At 67.7% G+C, this 21,770-nt stretch carries 21 protein-coding genes and 1 pseudogene; 11 read left to right on the top strand and 11 right to left on the bottom strand.

The genetic code is table 11. The features are described from left to right. Window positions 1-22: 22 nt before the first annotated feature. The 6 genes from LKD76_RS22400 to LKD76_RS22375 all read right to left on the bottom strand — a co-directional run bounded on the left by LKD76_RS22400 (window position 23) and on the right by LKD76_RS22375 (window position 7,602). A complete protein-coding gene (locus LKD76_RS22400; RefSeq protein ID WP_227983365.1) occupies window positions 23-502 on the bottom strand; it encodes a nucleoside deaminase in 480 nt (159 codons plus the stop codon). Continuing rightward, window positions 502-1,590, bottom strand: a complete 1,089-nt coding sequence (locus LKD76_RS22395) for a hypothetical protein (RefSeq protein WP_227983364.1) — start codon at window positions 1,588-1,590, stop codon at window positions 502-504. Before LKD76_RS22395 ends, LKD76_RS22400 begins: the two co-directional genes overlap by 1 nt. A 47-nt stretch (window positions 1,591-1,637) precedes the next feature. After that, on the bottom strand, window positions 1,638-2,609 hold the full coding sequence (locus tag LKD76_RS22390) for an antibiotic biosynthesis monooxygenase (RefSeq protein ID WP_227983363.1): 972 nt from the start codon (window positions 2,607-2,609) through the stop codon (window positions 1,638-1,640). Window positions 2,610-2,622: 13 nt separating this feature from the next. After that, complete coding sequence (locus LKD76_RS22385; RefSeq protein ID WP_227983362.1) at window positions 2,623-5,340, bottom strand: molybdopterin-dependent oxidoreductase; 2,718 nt, start codon at window positions 5,338-5,340, stop codon at window positions 2,623-2,625. Next, window positions 5,337-6,155 (bottom strand): FAD binding domain-containing protein, encoded by an 819-nt coding sequence (locus LKD76_RS22380; protein WP_227983361.1) that lies wholly within the window; start codon window positions 6,153-6,155, stop codon window positions 5,337-5,339. The genes LKD76_RS22385 and LKD76_RS22380 overlap by 4 nt, the downstream gene beginning before the upstream one ends. 304 nt (window positions 6,156-6,459) lie before the next feature. Continuing rightward, on the bottom strand, window positions 6,460-7,602 hold the full coding sequence (locus LKD76_RS22375; RefSeq protein WP_227983360.1) for an FG-GAP repeat domain-containing protein: 1,143 nt from the start codon (window positions 7,600-7,602) through the stop codon (window positions 6,460-6,462). Between the two features lie 262 nt (window positions 7,603-7,864). On the opposite strand from LKD76_RS22375, the gene LKD76_RS22370 reads away from it, so the two are divergent. From LKD76_RS22370 to LKD76_RS22330, 9 genes and pseudogenes are all read left to right on the top strand, one after another. After that, complete coding sequence (locus tag LKD76_RS22370) at window positions 7,865-8,065, top strand: hypothetical protein (protein ID WP_227983359.1); 201 nt, start codon at window positions 7,865-7,867, stop codon at window positions 8,063-8,065. Between the two features lie 128 nt (window positions 8,066-8,193). Continuing rightward, the gene (gene rph, locus LKD76_RS22365) at window positions 8,194-10,815 is read left to right on the top strand and encodes a rifamycin-inactivating phosphotransferase (protein WP_227983358.1); all 2,622 of its coding nucleotides are present in this window, start codon (window positions 8,194-8,196) and stop codon (window positions 10,813-10,815) included. Between the two features lie 62 nt (window positions 10,816-10,877). Next, window positions 10,878-11,009 (top strand): annotated as a pseudogene (locus LKD76_RS22360) (dihydrodipicolinate reductase); the annotation flags it as partial. A gap of 93 nt (window positions 11,010-11,102) precedes the next feature. Continuing rightward, window positions 11,103-12,653, top strand: coding sequence for an HD domain-containing phosphohydrolase (locus tag LKD76_RS22355; RefSeq protein WP_227985366.1), 1,551 nt, complete (start codon window positions 11,103-11,105; stop codon window positions 12,651-12,653). Between the two features lie 61 nt (window positions 12,654-12,714). Further along, a complete protein-coding gene (locus LKD76_RS22350) occupies window positions 12,715-13,467 on the top strand; it encodes a hypothetical protein (protein ID WP_227983357.1) in 753 nt (250 codons plus the stop codon). A gap of 14 nt (window positions 13,468-13,481) precedes the next feature. Next, complete coding sequence (locus LKD76_RS22345; RefSeq protein ID WP_227983356.1) at window positions 13,482-13,736, top strand: nickel-binding protein; 255 nt, start codon at window positions 13,482-13,484, stop codon at window positions 13,734-13,736. 92 nt (window positions 13,737-13,828) lie between these two features. Then, on the top strand, window positions 13,829-14,569 hold the full coding sequence (gene mddA / locus LKD76_RS22340; RefSeq protein WP_372466004.1) for a methanethiol S-methyltransferase: 741 nt from the start codon (window positions 13,829-13,831) through the stop codon (window positions 14,567-14,569). A gap of 119 nt (window positions 14,570-14,688) precedes the next feature. Then, on the top strand, window positions 14,689-14,949 hold the full coding sequence (locus LKD76_RS22335; protein WP_227983354.1) for a hypothetical protein: 261 nt from the start codon (window positions 14,689-14,691) through the stop codon (window positions 14,947-14,949). Between the two features lie 109 nt (window positions 14,950-15,058). Further along, window positions 15,059-15,904 carry a YhjD/YihY/BrkB family envelope integrity protein gene (locus LKD76_RS22330; RefSeq protein ID WP_227983353.1) on the top strand — a complete coding sequence of 282 codons (846 nt, stop codon included), beginning with the start codon at window positions 15,059-15,061 and terminating at the stop codon, window positions 15,902-15,904. Between the two features lie 24 nt (window positions 15,905-15,928). On the opposite strand, the gene LKD76_RS22325 is transcribed toward LKD76_RS22330, so the two are convergent. Genes LKD76_RS22325 through LKD76_RS22310 form a run of 4 tightly spaced genes read right to left on the bottom strand, consistent with a single transcriptional unit; the run spans window position 15,929 to window position 18,694 of the window. Further along, a complete protein-coding gene (locus LKD76_RS22325) occupies window positions 15,929-16,465 on the bottom strand; it encodes an OmpA family protein (RefSeq protein WP_227983352.1) in 537 nt (178 codons plus the stop codon). Window positions 16,466-16,512: 47 nt separating this feature from the next. Further along, window positions 16,513-17,907 carry a hypothetical protein gene (locus LKD76_RS22320; protein WP_227983351.1) on the bottom strand — a complete coding sequence of 465 codons (1,395 nt, stop codon included), beginning with the start codon at window positions 17,905-17,907 and terminating at the stop codon, window positions 16,513-16,515. 41 nt (window positions 17,908-17,948) lie between these two features. Further along, a complete protein-coding gene (locus tag LKD76_RS22315; protein WP_227983350.1) occupies window positions 17,949-18,233 on the bottom strand; it encodes an SHOCT domain-containing protein in 285 nt (94 codons plus the stop codon). Between the two features lie 35 nt (window positions 18,234-18,268). Next, window positions 18,269-18,694: a DUF6325 family protein gene (locus tag LKD76_RS22310; protein ID WP_227985365.1), complete on the bottom strand. Its 426-nt coding sequence runs from the start codon at window positions 18,692-18,694 to the stop codon at window positions 18,269-18,271. A 471-nt stretch (window positions 18,695-19,165) separates the two neighbouring features. On the opposite strand from LKD76_RS22310, the gene LKD76_RS22305 reads away from it, so the two are divergent. Both LKD76_RS22305 and LKD76_RS22300 read left to right on the top strand, forming a co-directional pair. Continuing rightward, window positions 19,166-20,545, top strand: coding sequence for an MFS transporter (locus tag LKD76_RS22305; protein WP_227983349.1), 1,380 nt, complete (start codon window positions 19,166-19,168; stop codon window positions 20,543-20,545). A gap of 32 nt (window positions 20,546-20,577) precedes the next feature. After that, entirely contained in the window at window positions 20,578-21,114 is a 537-nt protein-coding gene (locus LKD76_RS22300; protein WP_227983348.1) for a hypothetical protein, read from the top strand. Between the two features lie 43 nt (window positions 21,115-21,157). Here the strand turns inward: LKD76_RS22300 and LKD76_RS22295 are convergent, their stop codons facing one another. Then, window positions 21,158-21,580, bottom strand: a complete 423-nt coding sequence (locus LKD76_RS22295; RefSeq protein WP_227983347.1) for a DUF7144 family membrane protein — start codon at window positions 21,578-21,580, stop codon at window positions 21,158-21,160. Window positions 21,581-21,770 lie beyond the last annotated feature (190 nt).

Genomic DNA, 21,770 nt, shown 5'->3' with positions numbered 1-21,770 from the left:
TCCGCGAATCCGCCGCTGGGGGTCACCGCTGGCAATCTCGAAACACCTTGTACACCTCGACGGCGTCCGCGCGGGGTTGGTAGCGCATCGGCAGCCGTCGCTGATTCCACGGCTCGGCGAACTCGGCATAGAAGGTGCTCGGTTCGAAGTACTTGTCCTTGTGGCCGGCCAGGTACGGCGCGGTGTCCTCGCGGGTGGCCAGGAAGACGACTTCGTCCGGCGCGCAGTGATACAACGCCGCCAGGCACATCGGGCAGGGATGGGCGATGGCGTAGACCGAACATCCGGTCAGATACTGCGTGCCCAGCTTCCGGCACGCCTCGCGGATGGCGCGAATCTCGGCGTGATCGGTCGGATCATGAGTCCGGGCAACACAATTGATGCCCTCGGCGAGGATTTCACCGTCCTTGACGATGACGGAACCGAACGGCGGTCCGCCCTCGGCGACACTGCCGCGAGCGATGTCGATGGTGCGCTGGGCGTAATCCGTAGTACCCGGCATCAGCGCACCGGCTCGGGACGGATCGGGCAGCCCGCGACGGCATCCTCCAGCCGCGCCGGGCCGGTTCCCTTATCCGGATCGGTCTTCCACGGCCAGTCGTCGGAACGGAACGGCGCCAGGCTCGGCAGTACGGCTTCCTTTCCGCGCGCGGCCATTTCGCGTTCGATCGCCGCCCGGCCGCCGCCACCGAGGAGTTCGACGTCCATGAGGTAGTAGTCGCGGAAGAAGACCATCCCCAATGAACGGTCGGCGACGATGCGGCCGAGGACGTCGAGCAATTTCTCGGGTGTGGTCTCGAATTCCGTCGTCTCGACGAGCAACAGCCGGTCGCCCATCGCCTCGGTGCCCATGAATTGGACCAGAACGCTGTAGAGGATGTTGTTCTGCCGCGCGACGTACAGCGCGTTGCTCACCGCGTAGGTGCGCTCCCAGTCGTCGCCGAGGGTTGTCTTCCACTCGTCGAGGACCTGCATCCAGTGCCCGACCTGGGCTCCCGAGCCGATGCCGATCGACCGGGCCGAACAGGGTTCGGTCTCGCGGATGAACTTCTCGACGTCGTCGTAGCTGTACCCGCCCCTGGCCAGGCATTCGTCCATGAAGGCCAGATTGCGCCGCAGAATCGTGCGCAGCACCGAGCGATCCTCTTCGGACAGGTCCAGTGCCTCCAGGCTGTCGAACGCGGTCCGATGCTGTGCCCGATACATCTCGAGTGGGGGACGCCACAGCTGATTGGCGTACGCGTTGGACACATACGGCGCCACGATCTCGTAGATCGCCATCGTGCTGTGTCCGACGGACTTGGCCAACTGGTAGACGATCGGCACCGGTGGCGCGATCTCCGGTTCGCGGCCCGGCCGGTACAGGATCATCTGCCCGCCCGCACCGGTGAACAGCGCCAGGATGATCGGCACCTGATCGAGCATGTTCTGCTTGAACTTCTCCAGGGAGCTCTCGTACAGCGTGATCATGGACGCGTTCAGCGCCAGGACCGCCTGTTCGGCGACGGTGCGAGCGCTCGCCGCCGGTTCGTCGGCGACGACCGGCCGCATGAATTCCGGAACTGCGCTGCCGTTGGATGTGGTCGTCATGATCGGTTCTCCTCTCGGGTTGCGGCGTCCTCGTCGTTGTCGGTGTCTCAGGGCAGATGCCAGAACACATCGGTCACCAGCCAGAACAGCACCGCCCAGCACGCCATCACCGCGGCGATCAGCAGGACGCCGCGAATATCGGTCGCCGGCTTCGGCGCATCGGGGGCGGGTTGCAGCCAGCGTTCGAGCAGTGGATTCACATAGCGCGGCATCGTCACGAACGTCATGACGAAGCTGGACAACAGATTTCCGATCAGCATGCCCAGCCACAGCGGCAATCCCGCGGGCGACATCGCCAGCGTGAGCAGCACGACCGTCGGATACAGGCCGACCCACACCGCGATCGACGTCTTCGTCTGTGACGGCGCGCGTGCCGAGCCCCCGTCCTCGTCGAACGCGAACCAGCTGCCGAACGAGTTGTCGATGGTGCGTAACCGGAAGTCGCTGAACCGCTTCCCTTCGTCGAGCAGTTGCTGCCGCTCGCGGGAGGTCAGCCACCGATCCAGGTCGGCGGCGCTGTCGTAGCGGTAGAGCATGGTCCACTCGTCCTGCACACCCTCGATCGGACGGAACAGCTCCGAACCCCGGAAGCCGGGAAACGCGTTCTCCGCCAGCCGAAGGCGTTCCTGCCACGAGAGAAACTCGTCGATCTGGTCGGGGAGGACCCGATGCGTCACCACCGCGGTGACGAGGGTATCCGGGGGTGCGGCCCCGCCGGTGAGGATCTGCTGCGTGGGGGAGCCGTCGAGGTAGCGCCGCCCTTCGGCGAGCCTGTCCTGGCGGGTGGCGCTGTTGATCCACGCGCGCAGATTCGGGATCGAATCGAAGCGGTAGATCAGCGACCACTGCGGCTGCGTGGGAGTCGGCGGATTGATCTCCGCGGCGATGAATCCCGGATACTGTGCCGCCAGGTTGTTGAGCCCGTGCTGCCAGGCCAGGAACGCCTCCTCGCAGCCGGGGCGGACCTTTTCGCCGATGATGACGGTGGCGGCGTGGCCGTCCGGCGTCTCGCGGGTCATCGATCTCTCCGGGTCAGCCGGTCGGGGTGAGCCGGGTCGGTCGCAGCGCCGCGAAGATCCGATCGGGTGTCAGGGGCAGCTCGCGGTACCGGATCCCCGTCGCCTCGTACACGGCGTTGGCCAGTGCGGGCGCGACGGGATTGATACACGACTCGCCGATGCCCTTGGACCGCGCCGGGCCGGCCGAATCGGTGGACTCGACGAGCAGCACCTCGGTGCGCGGGGTGTCGGCGTAGGTGGGGATGCGGTAGTTGCGCAGCGTCGGGTTGATCATGACGCCGTGGTCGTCGACGAGATGGTGTTCGGTCAGCACGAACCCGAGGCCCTGGGCCACGCCGCCTTCGATCTGACCGCGCACCTGCGCCGGATTGATGACGACCCCGGCATCGTCGGCCTGCACGCTGTAGAGGATGCGGATCTCGCCGGTCACGCGGTGCACGGCCACCCGGAAGCCGTGCGCGTTGCAGGACAGGCTGCGGGGCGAGCCGTACGCCTTGCGTGATTCGGTCAGCCGCACACCCCGCTCGCGGGCGGCGGCCGCGACCTCGACCAGCGGAATGCGGTGGTCGCCGCAGCGCACGGCATCGTCGTCGAGAGCGCAGGATGTCAGGGCGACGCCGGAATGCGCCGCGGCGAAACGCAGGATCCGTTCGCGCAGGGCGGCCGCGGTCCGCTGAACGGCATTACCGGCGACGAACAGTCCCGCACTGGCGAAGGCCCCGGTGTCGAAACCGGTGCGGTCGGTATCGGATTGCACGAGCCGGACGCGTGCCGGGGTAGTGCCCAGCTCCGCCGCGGCGATCTGGACATGCGCCGTCGATGTTCCCTCGCCGAATTCCACAGTGCCCACGGCGATCTCGTAGCCGCCGTCGTCGCCGAGGGCGGCCAGCCCGACCGAGATGTGCTCGGTGGGCGGTGCGGTCTCGTGGATCGAGGCAGCGGCGCCGGTGCCGATCAGCCAGTTCTCGTCGAACGCCTGCCCGTCGGGATGGGCACGCAGCGCGGCGTCGACCCGATCGATACACGCCGTCAGCGCGTCCTCGGTGAACGCCACGTCGTCGGGCTCGTCATGAATCGACAACAGCGAATCACCGGGCCGGATGATGTTGCGGCGGCGCAGTTCCAGCGGATCCATGCCGAGCGCGACGGCCAGTTCGTGCATGGCCGATTCCACCGCGAAGACCGGCTGGGTCATGCCGTAGCCGCGCAACGCCCCGCTGGGCACGGTGTTGGTGTAGACCGAGTAGCCGTCGAACTTCTTGTTGGGACAGCGGTACGCCGCGATCGCGGAGCCGCCGGCGAACAGGGTCTCGGCGCCGTGGTTGCCGTATGCGCCGGTATTGGAGACGTTGCGGAACTGCACCGCGGTCAGGGTGCCGTCGGAGCGCGCTCCGAGCTTGACCGTGATCTTCATCGGATGTCTGGGGGAGGCGGTGGTGAACTCCTCTTCGCGGGTGTACTCGAAACAGGTCGGGCGTCCGGTGTCCAGGGTTGCCAGCGCCACCAGGTCCTCGCTGATCACCTCCTGCTTACCGCCGAAACCGCCGCCGACGCGTTCGCAGAACACCCGGATCTGATCGGGGCGCAGGTCGAACAGGTGCGCCAGTTTTCCCTTCGCGATCCACGGGGACTGCGAACTGGTCCGCACATGTAACCGGCCCTCGTGCATCCAGGCGATCGACCCGTGCGTCTCCAGATGCGCGTGCTGCACCCGAGGTGAGAAGTACGTGCCTTCGTGGATGACGTCCGCCTCGGCGAAACCCCGCGCCACCGAACCGATTTCGCCGTGCAGCTCGATGAGGACGTTGTGCACCGGATCCTGCACGAACGGGTCGTCGGAGCCGTGCAGCTGTGGCGCGCCGATATGCATCGCCTGCTCGGGATCGAAGACCGCGGGCAGCACCTCGTACTCGACCGTGACCCTGCGGCAGCCCTCCTCCGCGGTGCCGATCGATTCGGCGAGCACCGCTACCACACGCTGGCCGGCGAAGCGCACCACGTTGTCCAGGATGTAGGTGTCGTCCGGGTCGACCAGATGATCGGTGTGGATCGCGGTGTTGAACAGCTTGTGGGGCACGTCTTTCCAGCTGTAGACACGGTGCACACCGGGCACGGCCAGGGCCGCTGCGGTGTCGATGGAGACGATGCGCGCATGGGCGTGCGGTGAGTGCAGCACCTTCAGATGGAGCATGCCCTCCGGCGCGGTGTCCATCGTGTATTCGGCGCGCCCGGTGACCACTTCGGTTCCCGCGGGCGCGCCGACACTCGTGCCGATCGCCCGGCCCGGTTCCGCCACCTCGATCGCGGAAACGCCGTTGACCGCGTCCTCGATCGCCCGGTAACCGGTGCAGCGGCAGAGATTTCCCTTCAACGCCTGCGGCAGGTCCCGCTTCTGCTCATCGGTGAGAGCGCACGTCGTCATGATCATGCCGGCGGTGCAGAAGCCGCACTGGAAGCCGGGGGCGTCGCGGAACTGCCGCTGCACCGGGTGCGGGTTCTCGGGGGAGCCGAGCCCCTCGATCGTGGTCACCTCGTGCCCGTCGGCCCGGAACGCCGGTGTGACGCAGCTGTGCACCGGGCGTCCGTCGAGCCAGACCGTGCACGCGCCGCAATCGCCGGCGTCGCAGCCCTTCTTCACCCCGAACCAGCCCAGATGCCGCAGGAAGGTCCGCAGGCATTGACCGGGGCGTGGCTCCTGCGAGAACGTCTTGCCGTTGACGGTGTAGCTCATCGCGCGCTCCCGAGTTCGGCGCGGATCTCCTCGGCATAGTGCCCGGCGAGATGCCTGCGATGCTCCGGCGTGCCGTTGGGGTCGGCGAACCAGACCTCCGCCGGGATCGCGTCGATGTGGTCGCGCAGGGTCCCGGCATCGGGCGCGGTGTCGAATCGCAGGACGATCGGATACGTGGTGCCCGCGGTGATGGTGAGCGTGAGATCGCCGGCGCCCGGCGTCCGGGTCCCGATGAGAAATATCGTTGACCGGCCGAGTTTGGTCAGCGTGAATCGGCGATATGCGTGGAATTTTCGCAACGCGCTACCGGGAATATGAATACTGCGCAGTATTTCTCCGGGGCGCAATACATTTCGATGATCGCCGATCACGAAATCCCTCGCCGCGATCGTTCTCTCGGTTCCGTCCGCGGCCCACAACCGATAGGCGGCCTCGAGTGCCACGGTCAGGGTGATCATCGGCCCGGCGGGCAGCGACATGCAGATGTTGCCACCCACCGTCGCCGCATTCCATATCTTGAACGAGGCGAGGAATGCCTCGCAACTGGTTCGCAACAGGGCGGCGGCGAGCCAGCCGTCCGGCGGCACGAACTCGTACAGCTCTCGGATCGTGCAGGTCGCGCCGATATCGAGACCCTCGCCCGGGGTGAGCGCGGGCCAGTCGAGCGCGGTGAGGTCCACCAGCCGGCGAATCGAGAGCTGCGGCTCGGAGAACAGCCACGTCCCTCCGGCCAGCCACGCGTCTCCCGTGTGCCAGTGCGCACCCGGCCGATCGGAGGGCCGGCGGACGACGTCGGTGACGGTGTTCAGATCCATACGAGCCTCCAACGACTCGCAGACGGACTCTGCTGGGATATATCGACTGTAGAGTTCCGCGCCGCCTCGGGTGGCATTTCCGGGCATTTCGTGTTCGCCGGACGATCGACTTATGACGGCGGAGAGTTTTCGTCCCGGTCATTCGCGCGGTGAAATTTCCGGCGACGTTGTCGTGTCGTATCGCCGTCGTAGCCGGGACGACGCTCGCCGGGTGACGAGCGTCGTCCGGCACCGAGGCGGGGGAGGTTGGCCGGGACGTCCCGTCGGCAGCGATTCGAGGGCCGCCCGGCCACGGTCCGCCGGATCAGGACGCGTAGTCGACGGCGTCGCCGAACGTGCCGTCACCGTGGCCGTATCGCAATGTGATGTTGCCGGTCGCGGTGTTCCCGACGACGGTGTCGAGCGCGCCGTCGCCGTTGAAATCGGCAAGCACGGGTGTCGACAGGGGAACCAGCCCTCCGGACGAATAGGTCCGAGACGGTCCGAATGTGCCACTGCCCGTTCCCATCAAGACTGTGAGACTCGACGTACCGGCGTTCGCGACCACCAGATCGAGTGTGCCATCACCGTCGAGATCGGCCACATCGAAGCATTGCGGCAGGATGCCACCGGTGTCGTAGGCGGCGGCCGCGGCGAAGGTTCCGTCCCCGTGGTTCATCAGGACCGACACTGTCGCGGTGACGAGGTTGGAGAAGAGGATGTCCGGCTTGCCGTCGCCGTTGACATCGCGTGCCATTCCGTACCATGCGGTCGTCGCTCCGTCGGTGAGGGTGACCGGAGCGGCGAAGGTGCCGTCACTGCGACCGCGGTAGATCTGGATGGTGCTGTTGACATAGTTGCCGCGCAGCAGGTCGAGGTTACCGTCGCCGTCGAAGTCGGCGATATCCGCAGAACCGGAACCGATCCCGCCTTCCGTCGAGATCCTCCGCTCGGGCAGGAAGGTCCCGTCTCCCCGTCCGAACAGGATCGACCAGGACGGCGCCTGGTTGGAGGTGGCCAGATCGATGGTGCCGTTATGGTCGAAGTCGCGGGCCACTACCGCGCCGGGAGCGAGGTCGGTAGGGTAGCCGACTGCCGGAGCGAAGGTGCCGTCGCCGTTGCCGATCAGGATGGACACATCGCTCGAGGTGAAATTGGTGACCGCGAGATCGAGCACGCCATTGCGATCGAAGTCGGCGATCGCGACGTAGTCGGCTTGCGCGCCGGTCGCATAGCGTACTGCCGGTCGGAAGCCGCCTCCGGGCTTGCCCAGGAAGACCGAGACTCCGCCACCCAGCAGGAAGTTGCTGAACACGACATCGGGGATGCTGTCGTTGTTGAGATCGGCCACCGCGGGCACAGCCGGTCCGGTCAGATTCGGAACAGGATCCGCGGCCGCTCGGCCTGCTGAAACGCTGGGTATCGCCAGCGCTGCTCCCATCGTCAACGATGCGATCACGCCTACCATGGGCCTGATGAACGACACGTGCTCTCCCGCCGTAGAATTGTCGGGAGCAGTCTATTGAGCTCCCACGGATGAGAGCCCTTGTGCGAGTTCGGCTTCCGCCTGGTCGATGATTCGTGTTGCGCGGCGACCTGTGGCCGGCGCTCGCGGCGGCCACCGTGCTGCGACCGACTCGGGGGCAGCAAGCGTGTGCGCGACATCGATCTCACGACGTGCGGTTGTCCGGCGAGCAGCGGTGCGATGGCGCAATCTATAGCCTGGAGGTATGGCCTTCGTCGTATACCTTGCCGATTCGAGCGTGGTGAATTACGGATCGGGTTACAGCTACAGTTTCGGTCCCAGCGGGGTCCTCGCGGTGAGTTTCTCCGGAGTCGCCAGGTTCTATGCGCCGGGCTATTGGACTCAGGTCGACGAGTACACCACCGACGAGCCACCGGGCCGGGATTCGAGCGAACTGCGGGCCTGAATCGGGATATACCCCCGCTAACCCCTTCCCCTTTCAGTTTATACACGATCCGGGCTGCTCATGAGGCCTCGATTTGTGGTTCATAATCGCCCGCGGACGACAGGAACCGACAGGTGAGGAGCGGCGGAGTGGGTTATGTGCTGGGCTTCGACGAGATCGATCGGACACGGGTCGGGATCGTCGGCGGGAAGGGCGCGAACCTCGGAGAGCTGTCGCGGATCGAGGGTATCGGTGTTCCGGACGGTTTCTGTGTGACGACGGACGCCTTCTCGCGGGTCATGGCAGATGTGCCGGCGATCGGCGATCGGCTCGATCGGCTGGCGCGGCTCGCCCCGGACGACCGGGAGGAGATTCGCGGGCAGAGCGCGGCGATTCGCCGAGCGATCGAGGAGTGTGCCGTACCGGACGAGATGGCGGCGGCGATCGGCGCGGCCCTGGCCGGGCTCGGGAACGACCACGCGTACGCGGTCCGTTCCAGTGCGACGGCCGAGGATCTGCCGACCGCCTCGTTCGCCGGTCAGCAGGACACCTATCTGAACGTCGTCGGCGAAGTGGAGATACTGCGGCATATCGGCCGATGCTGGGCGTCGCTGTTCACCGAGCGGGCCGTCACCTACCGGCTGCGCAACGGCTTCGACCACAGCGGGATTCGGATGGCGGTGGTGGTGCAGCGGATGGTGTTCCCGCGTGCGGCCGGAATTCTGGTCACCGCCGACCCCATCACCTCCAACCGCAAGGTCGCGTCGGTGGATGCCGGATTCGGTCTCGGTGAGGCCCTGGTCTCGGGTCTGGTGAACGCCGACGTGTACAAGGTGCGCGACGGTAGGGTCGTCGACCGGACCATCGCCGTCAAACAGCGCGCGGTCGTGGCCGCGCCGGAAGGCGGCACCGGCGTGGTGGACATCGAGCCGTCGCGTCGCGACGAGCCGGTGCTGACCGATGCGCAGGTCGTGCGGTTGGTGGATCTGGGCCGGCGGATCGAGGCGCATTTCGGATGCCCCCAGGACATCGAATGGTGTTGGGCCGAAGGCGATTTCCGCATCGTGCAGAGCCGGCCGATCACCACTCTGTTCCCGATTCCCGAGGCTGCCGACGAGGACCCCCATCTCTACATCTCCGTCGGTCATCAGCAGATGATGACCGATGCGATGCGGCCCCTGGGCCTGTCGTTCTGGCAACTGACCAGCCCGGCGCCTATGCGCGACGCGGGCGGGCGATTGTTCGTCGATGCCACCGCGCGACTGGCGACACCGCAGGGCCGTGCGGCTCTCGTCGAGGGTTTCGTCAAATCCGACCCGCTGACCGGGGATGCGCTCCGGACGGCTCTCGACCGCGCCGACTTCGTGTTGCCGTCGCCGGACCCGGCCGCGGGCGGGCCCGGCCGCGCACCGGCCGGGGCGGCCGCTCCCGCGCCGATCGAGACCGATCCGGCCATCGTGGCCGAATTGATCGCGCAGAGCGAGGAATCCGTCGGCACCCTGACCCGCGATATTCGCGCCGAGTCCGGAACGGCACTGCTCGACTTCATCGCGGCCGATATCGGGGAACTGCGGCGGATCCTGTTCTCGCCGCGCAGCCACCAGGCGATCATGGCCGGGATGGAGGCGACCTGGTGGCTCAACGATCAGCTCGAAGCGTGGCTCGGCGAAAAGAACGCGGCCGACACTCTGACCCTGTCTGTCCCGCACAACGTCACCTCGGAGATGGGGCTGGCGTTGCTGGAGGTCGCCGACGCGATGCGTCCCTATCCGGAGGTGGTGGCCTTTCTGCAGCGGGTCGACGACGAGGGATGCGAGGACGCGCACTTTCTGAACGAGCTCGGGGAGCGGACCGGAGGGCCCGCGGCGCGTGCGGCATTGGAGAGGTACCTCGACCGGTACGGCATGCGTTGCGGCGGCGAGATCGACATCACGAGGCCGCGGTGGAGTGAGCAACCCACCACGCTCGTGCCCGCGATCCTGGGCAATATCAAGAACTTCGAGCCGGGCGCGGGCGCCCGCCGCTTCGAGGAGGGCCGGGCCGAGGCCGAGAAGAAGCGGCAGGAGCTGCTCGAGCGGCTGCGTGTCCTGCCGGACGGTGCGCGCAAGGCCGAGGAGACCGACCGGATGATCGAGCGGGTACGCACCTTCGCGGGCTATCGGGAGTATCCGAAGTACGGCATGGTCAGTCGCTACTTCGTCTACAAACAAGCCCTGCTGGGTGAGGCCGAGCGGCTGGTGGCGGCGGGTGTGCTGCGGCGGCCGCACGACATCTTCTATCTCAGGTTCGAGGAGTTGCGTGAGGTCGTGCGCAGCCAGCGGGCATCCGAACAGCTCATTCGGGAGCGGCGGGATGCGTTCCGCTCGTACCGGGGGCTCACCCCACCGCGTGTGTTGACCTCCGATGGCGAGACGTTCACCGGGACGTATCGGCGCGCGGATGTTCCGGACGCGGCGCTGGCCGGTATGGCGGTGTCGGCGGGGACCGTCGAGGGGCGGGCTCGCGTCGTTTCCGAGATGGCGCAGGCCGATCTGGAACCGGGCGACATCCTGGTGACCGCCTACACCGATCCGAGCTGGACGCCCCTGTTCGTCGCGATCACCGGCCTGGTGACCGAGGTGGGCGGACTGATGACCCACGGGGCGGTGATCGCGCGGGAGTACGGTCTGCCGGCCGTGGTGGGGGTGGAGGATGCCACCCGGCTGATTCGAGACGGGCAGCGTATCCGGGTGCACGGAACGGAGGGATACGTCGAGATCCTGTCCGAATGAGACCTGCGTGCGGTGATCGGATCGCGGTGTTCCCGGAATCACCCTGTGACCCTGGAAACATGGTCCTCGGCCACATCATGACGGCCATGCCACCGATCCATGCCATACCCGCCGTCGTGGCCGCCGCGCCCGGTATCGCGACCTACAACGACCTGCCGCTCCTCGCGCCGCGCGGCATCCTGCGCGGGCGGTAGCCCCGAATACCGGATCCAGGGCGTCTGCGCTGGTCGAAGCCGTCACGTCGGGCGGCGTGCGGCGTAATCTACGCATAGGTGCGGCGACAGGAGATGCTCGTGGCGGCCGTGGTATCGCGTAGGGAGGTGCTCGGGGCACTGTCGCTTGCGATCGACCTGGGGCTGGGCCAGCCGATGGAGCATATGGTGCGCTCCGCGGTCATCGGCACCAGACTGGCCCGGCGGCTGGGACTGGACGACCGGGAGCGCGCGGCCGTCTTCTACGTCTCGCTGCTGATCTGGATCGGCTGTTTCGCCGATTCGCACGAATACTCGCGGTGGTTCGGCGACGATATCGCGGTCCGGCACGACAGCTATCAGCTCGACTGGTCGGGGCTGCCATATCTGCGCTTCCTCTTGGGCAACGTGGGGCGCGGCATGCCGCTGGCCAAGCGTGCTCGGATCGGTGCCGCGCTGTTCGTCGACACCCGGGGCAATCTGGCTCGCCTGGCCCGCTCGCACTGCGCCTCCGCCGAGATGCTCGCCGAACGGTTCGACCTGGACGAACGGGTCTGTTCCGCACTGCCTTTCACCTTCGAACGCTGGGACGGGGGCGGGCTGCCGAACGGGGTTTCCGGTGCCGCCATCCCCGCGGTGATGCGGGTGGTTCAGCTCGCCGACGTCGTCGAGGTGCACCATCGCACCGGCGGTATCGATGCGGCGATCGCGGTGGCCACCGGTCGCGGCGGTGGCCAGCTCGATCCGGACGTGGTAGCCGCCTTCGTGAGCTCCGCGCCCGAACTGCTCGCCGCGACCGACGACGCGTGGTCGACCGCGGTCGCGACGCTGGCCGAACCGGACCGGGTACTCGGCGACGCCGAACTGGACCTGCTCCTGCGGGCGCTCGGTGACTTCGTCGACCTGAAATGCCCCTTCACGCTTGGTCATTCGCGTGGAGTGGCCGACCTGGTACACGCCGCCGCCGGATGTATCGGCCTGGGCGGCGCGGACGCGGATCTGCTGCGCCGGGCCGGATATGTTCACGACCTGGGCCGGATCGGGGTCTCCAACCTCATCTGGGAGAAGACCGGTGAGCTCACGATGCCCGAATGGGAACGGGTGCGGATGCATCCCTACCTGACCGGGCGGATCCTGAGCCGGGTCGGAGGACTCGACGAGGTGCGCGTGATCTGCGAGCGCCATCACGAACAGCTGGACGGTTCCGGATATCCGAACGGTCTGACCGGCAGCGCTCTGAGCGTGCACGATCGGCTGCTCGCGGCGGCCGCCCGATACCACGGTTCGCTCGAGCCGCGACCGTACCGGGCCGCGCTGGATCCGGAGCAGGCCGCTCGCCGGCTGCGCGTCGACGCGGCGGCCGGTCGCCTCGAACCCGCCGCGGTCGAGGCGGTGCTCGAGGCCGCCGGACACCGGCGCTCCCGCCGGCCCGTCCATCCGTCCGGATTGACCCCGCGCGAGGCCGAGGTGCTCATCAACGTCGCCTACGGCCGATCGAATCGCGAGATCGCGAATGAGCTCCGTGTGTCGGAGAAGACGGTCCGCAACCATGTCGAGCACATCTACGCCAAGATCGGCGTCACCAACCGGGTCGGCGCGAGCTTGTTCGCGGCTCATCACGGCATGGTCGCCCCGCTGTCGAATTGATCCCGGGAAATGGGGCGGATGCCTCATGACCCGGACAGCGACCTGAACGACGATCGATGTCATGGCGATCGACACCCCACGGGACGCGGCACAGGCGGTCATCGATCGGCCGGTGCTGTGGTCCGGAACCGACGAGCGAATGGCCGGGTACGGGATCATGGGCCAGCCGTTCGACAGCGGTCACTATCTGGCTCTACGGCACTTTCCCGCGACCTCCCTCGGCGCCGGGTATCGCTCGGTGTGGCATCGGAATCCGGCCGGGGAGTGGACCTTCTACGCCACCTCGGCGGCGGAGCGCAGTTGTTCACGCTACTTCTCCGCGGCCGCGCAGGCGGCCACCCGCACACCCGTCGAGCTCGACTGGGACGGCCCCTACGCACTGCGGGTGCGGATTCCCGATGTCCTGGAATGGCGGATCGAGCTGGCGTCCAGCGGCTTCACCCGAGTGTTCAACCGGGTGGGCCCCCATATCCCGGTGGCGGCGTGGCGCAGCGATCGGCTGCAGGCGCTCATGGGGCGCGCGGTGGGGCCGATGCTGCGGGCAGGGCAGGTGCGGATGAGCGGAACCGTTCCGAACGGGCAGCACTTCGCGGCCGGACCCCGCCTGATGTGGCTGGTCTCCGACAGCCGGGCGCGGCTGCACGGCGCCGATCTCGGAAAACCCGCACCGCTGCCGCGACAGCAGCGGCTCGGAGATTTCCGGTTGCCGCAACGCGGCATGTTCGTCGTCGCCAATGCCGTATTCGAAGCCTTCGACCCCACCCGGCACCGGTCCGTCGCCCTGTCGCCGGCCGTCCATCCGACCGCCCACTGAACCGAGGAATTCTGATGGCCCTGTTCATCGATGTCCACGAACACCTGCCCGAGGGCACGACGGCACAGGACGTGGCCGCCGCCCATGCCGCCGACCTGGCTATCCAGGGTGATTACGGCGTGACCTACCAGCGTTACTGGGTCGACGAGGCGAGCCATACGGCGTTCTGCCTGGTCGATGCGCCGGACGCCGAAACCGCCGTGACCGTGCATCGCGAGGCGCACGGCCTCGTCCCCGACAAGATCTACCCGGTCGTCGAGGGCGCCTGACCGATACCACCACTCGAAACGAGGCGATCATGTCCACCACCCAGCCCGGCCCTCCGGCCACCAGGCGCGATCGGCGCAGTACGGCCGTGCTGATGGCGGCCTACGGGGTGGTCGCCTACGTGCTCTTTCTCGTCGTATTCCTCTACGCGATCGGCTGGGTCGAGGGTCTGGTCGTACCGCGCGACATCAACGAGGGCCCCGAGGCGTCGACCGCGGTGGCGATCGTGGTCGACCTGGTCCTGCTGTCGATATTCGCGGTTCAGCATTCGGTGATGGCCCGGCCCGCGTTCAAACGGGTGTGGACCCGCATCGTCCCGGAACCGATCGAACGCTCGACCTACGTACTGGCAGCCACCGCGGCGCTGGCGCTGATCATGTGGCTGTGGCGTCCGCTGCCCGCGGAGATCTGGCACGTGTCGGCCACCCCGGCCCGGGTCGTGCTGTACGCGATCTCGCTGGCGGGCTGGGCCCTGGTGCTGATCGCGACCTTCGCCATCGATCACTTCGACCTCTTCGGCGTGCGGCAGGTCCTTCGCAACCTGGCCGGAAAGCCCGCCGCCGCCCCGGATTTTCGTACCCCCGGCCTGTACCGGACGGTCCGGCATCCGCTCTACCTGGGCTTCGTGATCGCTTTCTGGGCGGCACCGACGATGACCGCCGGGCGACTGCTGTTCGCGGCTGTCACGACCGGCTACATCCTCACCGCCATTCGCTTCGAGGAGCACGACCTCATCGGTGTCTTCGGTGATCGCTACCGCACCTATCGGCGGCAGGTGCCGATGCTCGTCCCGCATCCGCATCGGCGGGGCCGCGCGCACCCGGTCGAGCCGTGACGGGCGTCACGATATCGGGTCACATACGTAGGTGAAGTACGTAGTTTCACGGTCGCCGATCGTCGGAGCGTCGAGCAAGCTGTATGCGACCCGTTTCACACTATCGCCCGAGGTCGCGGATGAATCGACAGCGAAGATACGCCGGCTCGGCGCCGACAGCGGCCGGGCCCGCGGCGCATCCGGCACGCGGTGACGTGCACCTGCGGATCTGGCTGAACGGAACCGCCTTCGACTATCGGGCCGCCGCGGGCGCGATCCACAATCTGATCCGCGATTGGCAGCGCAAGCGGTGGTGCGCGATCGAGATCGTCGAGCACACCATCGAGGACATGCTGCCCGAAACCAGATTGCCCAACGAACGGCTGTTCATCGGACCCTGACCCGGGTCCGTCGCGGCGCACCCCGGGATCGGCACGTCCTTGTCTCCGATCGGCATCGGCGGGTTCGGAACCGGCGACAGTCACCCGGTGGCGGAGTTGAATCGACCGTATGCGGTCGATGAAGCCGCGTGCCGCGCTGGCCGAGGCACTAGCCGCACGCATGGAATCGGTGAGTGCTCGCGCGGGGGCCCTCCGGCGGATCGTCGACGGGTTCGCCGAGATCGAGATCTTCGACCGATCGATGACGTTGGCCGCCAAGATCTTCACCTGTGTCCTGCCCGTCCTCATCGCCGGATCGGTCGTCTCCCACCTGGATCTCGCGGTCCGCGCGATCGACGATCAGCTCGGCCTGGACCGGACCACATTCCTGTCCGGCGTCGGCGTCCTGGCGGCCGGCGATCCGACCTTCGCGGCCTTCGGTGTGGTCGGGTTTCTGATGGTGGTGATCAGTGGCACCTCCTTCGCCAAGACGCTGGCCCGGATCTACGGCAAGCTCTGGGACGTGCCGGCGATCGGCATCCGCGATATGTGGCGCTGGCCGGTGGTGCTGCTGACCGTGGCCTTCTCGGCGGTGAGCATCGGGGCGGTTCGCGAACTCGCCGGGGTGCGCTATGTCGGCTTGCCGGTCACCGTCGGCGGCGAGGTGCTGATCTGGATGGTCGTGTGGACCCTCAGCGCCTTTCTGCTCACGATGGGCAGGCTGCGAGGCCGGGCGCTGTGGACGACGGGTGCGCTCACGGCCGCCGGCCTGACGCTCGTGCGGGCGGCGGGGCGGTGGGTGCTGCCGGGGATCACGGCATCCGCGCAGGCGAAGTTCGGTCTGCTGGGCCCGGTGTTCACCGCGATCAGCTGGCTTTTCGTGCTGTCGATGGTGGTGGTCGGGGCGGCCACCGTCACCAGGGTGCTGCTGCCGGCCGACAGCACTCGCCCCGGGCCCTCCCCGGTCGGCGAGTAGGCCCGAGACGACCGCCTGGTTCGGCTACTTGCTGGTTTTGACGGTGATCGTCGCCTGATCGACCTGCACGTTGCTCTCACTCGGGTTGCCGGTGGCCTCCACGCTGATTCGGGCCTTGTCGATACCTTCGTTCTCGAGTGCGGTGACGACGTTGGTGGCCCGGGCCTCGGCGAGTGAATCGGCCGCCGCGGTATTCGAATCGGTGGCGTAGGTCTCGACCTTGATCGTGGTGTCGTTGCCCTTGAGCGGGATGGCCACCGCCTTGATGGTGGCGGAGTCGACCGTGCTGAGATCGGAGCTGCCCTGTTCGAAGGTGATCGGGGCCGCGGCCAGCACGCTGTTGATCGCGTTCTGGACCGCCTGCTCCGCCGAGTTGAGCGCGGAGCCCACGACCGAGGACGCGGTGGTGGCGAGGCTGCTTCGCAGATCGGTGTGCTCACCGCCCGATGTGGTGGTGGTCGTGACCGCGGCCGGGCCGTTGTCGTCGGAGGAACATCCCGCGATCGGAATCAGTGCCGCCGCACCGGCCGCGAGTACTGCTACCGCCTGCACGAGCTTCATGCTGCCTCTCCTGTCTTCGAACGGATCCACCGACGGTGTCGGTGAGGTCAACTGCTCGCCGCCGGATGTCCGGCGGACGGTGAATCGTTTGCGGCCGAGCCGGTTCCGGTGGTCGGCGCGGGTCGTGCGATCACCTCGATGACCAGCAGCACTACCCCTGCGACCAGCACGATCCCGATGACGACCAGACCGGTGGGGTAGGACCACAGCACCAGGGCGAGTACGGCGCCGGCGAGTACCGCCAAGCGCAACGGAATCCGGTACCGCGCGACGAAGACCTCGACGGCATTGGGCGCGCCGGTGCGGCGCCGGCGAACGACGGTGAACAGCCGGCCGTAGCCGGATCGCACCGATCGGGCCGAATGCGACGGGCCGGCCAGATATCCGGCCGCGGCCACCACCAGGCTCACCACCGCGACCGCGCGCAGCGACACTCGCAGTGGATGGACCACGGTGTCGAACAGCGTCGAGGCGGCCGGCGCCGACAACGTCTCGGGCGGAACGGAGTCGAGGTAGACGCTGCGGCCGATGAGGACGGCGAGAGCCAGGATCACCATCGCGACCACACCGCTGACACCGACCAGGGCGAGGGCCCGCAGGCGCCGCCCGCCGGGAGCGAGCCAGACCGCTCCGGCCGCGGTCGCCAGGGCGATCCACGGCAGTATGTTCGCGGTGCGGTCCAGGGCGCGCAGCCACTTCTGATACTTCGGCAGTTCGGTCGCGTGGAAGAGCACGAAGTGCGCGTCGAGGTCGGGGATGCGGTCGGCGACGGTGAATCCGCGCGCGTCGAGCTTTTCCTTCAGCGTCGCCAGCACCGGCTGCAGCGAGATGCTGATGGTGCCGTCGTCGCTGACCTCGACACCCGGCCGGGTCTTGCCGTCGACCACGCGCACCAGCGTCTGATGTGCGCGCCGGTTGGCGGCGTCCCACGCCTCGGCGAATTCGTTGCTGGTCACCAGTTCCGTTGCGGCCCGGTGGATGTAGTCCTGCGCCTGGGTGGCCACCAGGGCGGGCAGACTGCTCAGGGCGGCGGTGACCCGCGGGCGGTCCGAGAGCTGCCCGACATTGTCGGTGAGCGCGGCGACCGCGTCCGCGGTGAGCGCCTTGATGTCGATGCGGGTGACGACGGCATCGGTGATCTTGTCGGCCAGTTCGTGCTGTATCGCCGGATCGGTCGCCAGTGGTGCGACGGTGGTGACATAGCGGTCGGTATCGAAGATTTCGGAGCGGGCGAAGCGGGCGGCGACCGATCCGAGGATCAGCATCCCGGTGAGTACGAGCAGGACCGCGACCCCGGTCCACCGCAACGCGTGACCGCGTCGATGAGAACGGTCCGACCGGGCCGCGACAGCGGCCCGCAACCGTTCCAGTTCCGCGCGCTCGTCGTTCGACAGCGTGTCACCCGGCACCCGAGGGCGGGTGTCATCGTCATCGCTGGACATGACTTCTCATCACGCTCGGGCACCTCCGATGGGCGCGGCCGTCAGGACGCGAGGATGCGCGCCTTCTCCGATTCGAACTCGGCCTCGGTGAGGACGCCCTGGGCTTTCAACTCGCCCAGCTGTTTCAGAGCGGCGATCCGATCGACGCCACCGCCGCCAGTCGGCTGGGCCGGCGGGGGCGGGGGCGGGGGCGGCGCGGGCTGTCGCTCGTACTGCTCCTGTGCTGCCCAGCGCCGGCCCTGACGACGCGAGACGCGGTTCGATACGGAGGTGGCCGTTCCGGCGATCACCGCGGTCCGGGCGACCCCGCGCAGTAATCCGGGCATCGAATTCTCCTTTCCTCACTCCTGCGGGATTCGGGTCAGGTCTCGGCGTCGAGGGCGTCGAGGGTCGAGATGATGGCTTGCACCGGGATCCGCCCCGAGGCGACGAGTTCGGCGCCGTTGCGTCGCAGCGTGACCGCCAGCGGTGCGGCCCACGTGTTCTCGTAGAGCAGGACCGCGGCGGAGTGACCGGGCTGCAGTGCGCCACCGGCCTCCCGTAGATCGCTCTCGTCGAGCAGTCCGGTCGCCGCCTCGGCGAACAGGGTGACATCCAGTTCGCCGGCCAGGCCGACATCGGCGATGCTGATTCCGGTCAGGGCGCCGTCGGTCTCCTTCCGGACGAAGGCCAGGTCCAGCACGCGGATGATGCCGCGGTCCACCAGGTCCCGGAGCATCGGCAGTGCCGATCCGTCCGGCTGGCGATCGGCGGGGAATTCGATGACGAGATAGTCGATCGGGCCCATCTCATCGATATCGGCAGCAGCGTTCACCGGGGGCACCTCATTTCTCGGACGCCGTGAGCCTCTGACAGTGGACAACACCGAAACCCAGGTCCGAGCGGGTCGGCGACAGCGCGAGCGTGGCCAGCGAGACGACCTGACACTGAAGATTCGGTGCCGCCGCCCTCGCGGATACCTCTGCCGCCGCGGTGGTGTCGGCGATCGGGGATTGATTTCCCGACCGCGTGACATGCTGTTTGCTGGAACATTGCCAGAGTATTCCTCCGGCGGGTGTCGCGGGCGCACAATGAGAGACGAAACAGGTATCCGGCTCCGACGCTGTGGCCGGATCGCATCCGAGGTCGACACCCTGCCCGGCGTGCCGATGCGCCTCCGTCGCCGACCGTGCACTCGCGGGTGATTCGCAGGCCACGGCGGTGACGGCGGGCGGCGAACCCTGCCGTCCGGAATCCGGCTCCGGAAGGGGGTGAGGTGATGGGCGAGCGCAGTGCTCCGGCCCGCCCGCGCGGCATGCTGGTGCCGCTGGCACTCGCGCAGTTCAGCTGTGGCTTCGCGGTCACCAGTACGGCGGTGCTGATCGCCGATATCTGCGACGACCTGAACACCGGCGTGGCCGGGGTGCAGCTGGTGATCACCATGTTCCTGCTGATCACGGCGGCGGTGACGATTCCGGCCGGAAGGCTCGCCGAACGTTACGGCCGCAAACGCTGTTTCACCGTGGGGCTCTCGCTCTACGGTGCCGGCGCCGTCGTGAGCGCCCTCGCGCCCGGCGTCGGCGTGCTGGTACTGGGCGCCTCCGTGCTCGCGGGGGTGGGCGCGGCGCTCCTGATCCCCCCGGTCTACATTCTGACCGCCCTGCTGTTCTCCGAAAACAGTTCGCGCGCAATGGCATTCGGTGTGCTGCTGACTGCGGGCGGGGCCGGAGCCGCGGCCGGACCGCTGCTGGGCGGACTGATCGCCTTCGGCCCGGGCTGGCGGGCCGCCTTCGCCTTCCAGGCCCTGGTGATCGCGGCCGTCCTGGTCTGCACCCGCCGGATGCGCGACCCGATTCCGGCGGACCCGGCGCGCACCCTCGATGTGGTCGGCGCGGTGTTGTCGGCGGGCGGGCTGGCGTTGCTCGTGCTCGGAATCCTGGCCGCCGACAACGACCTACGGTGGAGTGCCGTACTGATCGCGCTCGCGGCCCTCGTCCTGACCGGATTCCTCGTGCGCGTGCGCGCCACCGAGACGGCGGGCGGAGATCCGCTGATCTCGACGAGTCTGTTCCGCAGCAAGGTCGGGAATATCGGTCTGGCCACCAGATTGCTGCAGTGGCTGATTCTGATGGGCGCCGTGTTCGTGGTGTCGGCCTATCTCCAGGTGGTGCGTGGGCACGATCCGATCGGCACCGGCCTGATCGTCACCGCCGCTACCGCGGGCCTGCTCGTCTCGTCGCTGGCGGCCGGCCGGGTGGGCAGGGGATTGCCGCGGCGCACCCTGATCATGGCTGGATTCGGTGCGGTCGTGGTCGGCGCCGTGACGCTGATCGTGCTGGCCGGAACCACGGTGCCCGCGTGGGCGATCGCCCCGGAGCTGCTGTTGATCGGGCTCGGCGTGGGCTCGATGCTGACACCGTCGGTGGATGTCGTGCAGTCGGCGTTCGGTGAGGATCGGCAAGGTGAGATCTCCGGACTGTCCCGGTGCGTGTCGACCCTCGGATCGTCGCTCGGCATCGCGATCGCCGGTACCGTCCTCGTCGCCGGACTCAGCAGCCACACATACGCGTTCGCCATGCTCACCCTCGCCGGGGCCGGTGCTCTCGGGCTGTTCGCCTCGGCGGAACTGCCATCCCGAACGCCCCTCGGGCAACCGTAGCCGTGCCCCCGACGACCGGAACCGGGAGACTCATGGACAACAGCAGCCACGCACTGCTTCACGGCCCGTTGTTCTCCCGCCGGGTACCGCTGGACCGCGATAACGCCGCCCGCCGGATCAGCGCCTACGTCTACGGCAACATCCTGATTCTCGCCGCGCTCATCCCGGTGACCACGACCGATGAACACGTCGGCATTCTGGTGGTGCTGGGAACCGCGCTGTCCACCTTCGTCGCTCACGTCTTCGCCGAAGGAGTGGGGGAGGCCGTTCGGGAGAGCAAGTCGCTGACCTCGGGCCAGCGGTGGGCTGATCTGCGCGATTCGGTGCCGATTCTGAGCTCGGCCGTCCTGCCCGCGGTGATCCTGGCCGTCGCCGCGATCGGCTGGCTCGAACCTCGCACGGCCCAGATCGCCGCGGAGGTGGCCATGCTCGTGCGGATCGGCGGCATCGTCTTCGTCATCGAGCGATTGAAAGGGGCGCGTCCCGGTCGGTCGACGCTGTTGGCGGCCCTGTTGCTCACCGCGGTCGCGACCGCGATCGTCGTGGTCAAGGTGGTGCTCACACATTGATCGGACCGGGATCCTCGCGCCCGGTCCGATCGACGTGCGGTTGTCAGACGCGTTTGGGATCCCAGGTGGCGATGGCCCAGATCACCACGATGTCGAGTGCGATGATCAGGATCGACCACCACGGGTAGTAGGGCAGCCACAGGAAATTGGCGAGGATGGACAGGCTCAGCAGTCCGATCGCCAGTACTCGCCCCCAGGTCGCACCGGTGAACAGACCGGCCGCGGCGGCCACGAGCAGGATGCCGAGGATGAGATGAATCCATCCCCAGCCGCTGGTGTTCCACTGGTAGGTGTAATTCGGTCCGGAGATGTAGATGTCGTCCTTGGCGATGGCCGAGATGCCTTGGAAGATCGAGACGATTCCGGTGACGACCAGCAGGGCCGCGGCGCCGAGCGAGGTGCCCGCCGCCACCGCCTGCCGAGTAGTGGATCGTTCACCGTGTGTGCTGTGTTCCGTAGCCGTCACGACGGCTCACCCCTCTTCGTGGACGTCGCCGACGAAGGACCGACGGCGCGTACCGACATGAGTCGGATGTGGTGGGTTCTGAAAGCGGCCCGAGCGCTGCCTCCTGACCAGCCGCCGCCTGCGTGGGTTGTGGTCCCGGCTCGCTCACCGACCCGGTACGCGGTATCGACACGACTCGGTGAGCCACCCG

The organism is Nocardia spumae, from assembly GCF_020733635.1.
Lineage (GTDB): Bacteria > Actinomycetota > Actinomycetes > Mycobacteriales > Mycobacteriaceae > Nocardia > Nocardia spumae.
Note: the sequence above shows the minus strand (reverse complement) of the source record. Positions and strands in the feature narration are given on the sequence as shown.

What these genes read in the sequence shown, in the direction of transcription:
- LKD76_RS22320 (WP_227983351.1), bottom strand. Translation starts at nt 17,907, where the DNA reads ATGTCCAGCGATGACGATGACACCCGCCCTCGGGTGCCGGGTGACACG.
- LKD76_RS22355 (WP_227985366.1), top strand. Translation starts at nt 11,103, where the DNA reads ATGCTCGTGGCGGCCGTGGTATCGCGTAGGGAGGTGCTCGGGGCACTG.
- LKD76_RS22305 (WP_227983349.1), top strand. Translation starts at nt 19,166, where the DNA reads ATGGGCGAGCGCAGTGCTCCGGCCCGCCCGCGCGGCATGCTGGTGCCG.
- LKD76_RS22395 (WP_227983364.1), bottom strand. Translation starts at nt 1,590, where the DNA reads ATGACGACCACATCCAACGGCAGCGCAGTTCCGGAATTCATGCGGCCG.
- LKD76_RS22335 (WP_227983354.1), top strand. Translation starts at nt 14,689, where the DNA reads ATGAATCGACAGCGAAGATACGCCGGCTCGGCGCCGACAGCGGCCGGG.
- LKD76_RS22310 (WP_227985365.1), bottom strand. Translation starts at nt 18,694, where the DNA reads ATGGGCCCGATCGACTATCTCGTCATCGAATTCCCCGCCGATCGCCAG.
- LKD76_RS22375 (WP_227983360.1), bottom strand. Translation starts at nt 7,602, where the DNA reads ATGGTAGGCGTGATCGCATCGTTGACGATGGGAGCAGCGCTGGCGATA.
- LKD76_RS22400 (WP_227983365.1), bottom strand. Translation starts at nt 502, where the DNA reads ATGCCGGGTACTACGGATTACGCCCAGCGCACCATCGACATCGCTCGC.
- LKD76_RS22300 (WP_227983348.1), top strand. Translation starts at nt 20,578, where the DNA reads ATGGACAACAGCAGCCACGCACTGCTTCACGGCCCGTTGTTCTCCCGC.
- LKD76_RS22370 (WP_227983359.1), top strand. Translation starts at nt 7,865, where the DNA reads ATGGCCTTCGTCGTATACCTTGCCGATTCGAGCGTGGTGAATTACGGA.
- LKD76_RS22350 (WP_227983357.1), top strand. Translation starts at nt 12,715, where the DNA reads ATGGCGATCGACACCCCACGGGACGCGGCACAGGCGGTCATCGATCGG.
- LKD76_RS22325 (WP_227983352.1), bottom strand. Translation starts at nt 16,465, where the DNA reads ATGAAGCTCGTGCAGGCGGTAGCAGTACTCGCGGCCGGTGCGGCGGCA.
- LKD76_RS22315 (WP_227983350.1), bottom strand. Translation starts at nt 18,233, where the DNA reads ATGCCCGGATTACTGCGCGGGGTCGCCCGGACCGCGGTGATCGCCGGA.
- LKD76_RS22385 (WP_227983362.1), bottom strand. Translation starts at nt 5,340, where the DNA reads ATGAGCTACACCGTCAACGGCAAGACGTTCTCGCAGGAGCCACGCCCC.
- LKD76_RS22390 (WP_227983363.1), bottom strand. Translation starts at nt 2,609, where the DNA reads ATGACCCGCGAGACGCCGGACGGCCACGCCGCCACCGTCATCATCGGC.
- LKD76_RS22345 (WP_227983356.1), top strand. Translation starts at nt 13,482, where the DNA reads ATGGCCCTGTTCATCGATGTCCACGAACACCTGCCCGAGGGCACGACG.
- mddA (WP_372466004.1), top strand. Translation starts at nt 13,829, where the DNA reads ATGGCGGCCTACGGGGTGGTCGCCTACGTGCTCTTTCTCGTCGTATTC.
- LKD76_RS22380 (WP_227983361.1), bottom strand. Translation starts at nt 6,155, where the DNA reads ATGGATCTGAACACCGTCACCGACGTCGTCCGCCGGCCCTCCGATCGG.
- LKD76_RS22330 (WP_227983353.1), top strand. Translation starts at nt 15,059, where the DNA reads ATGCGGTCGATGAAGCCGCGTGCCGCGCTGGCCGAGGCACTAGCCGCA.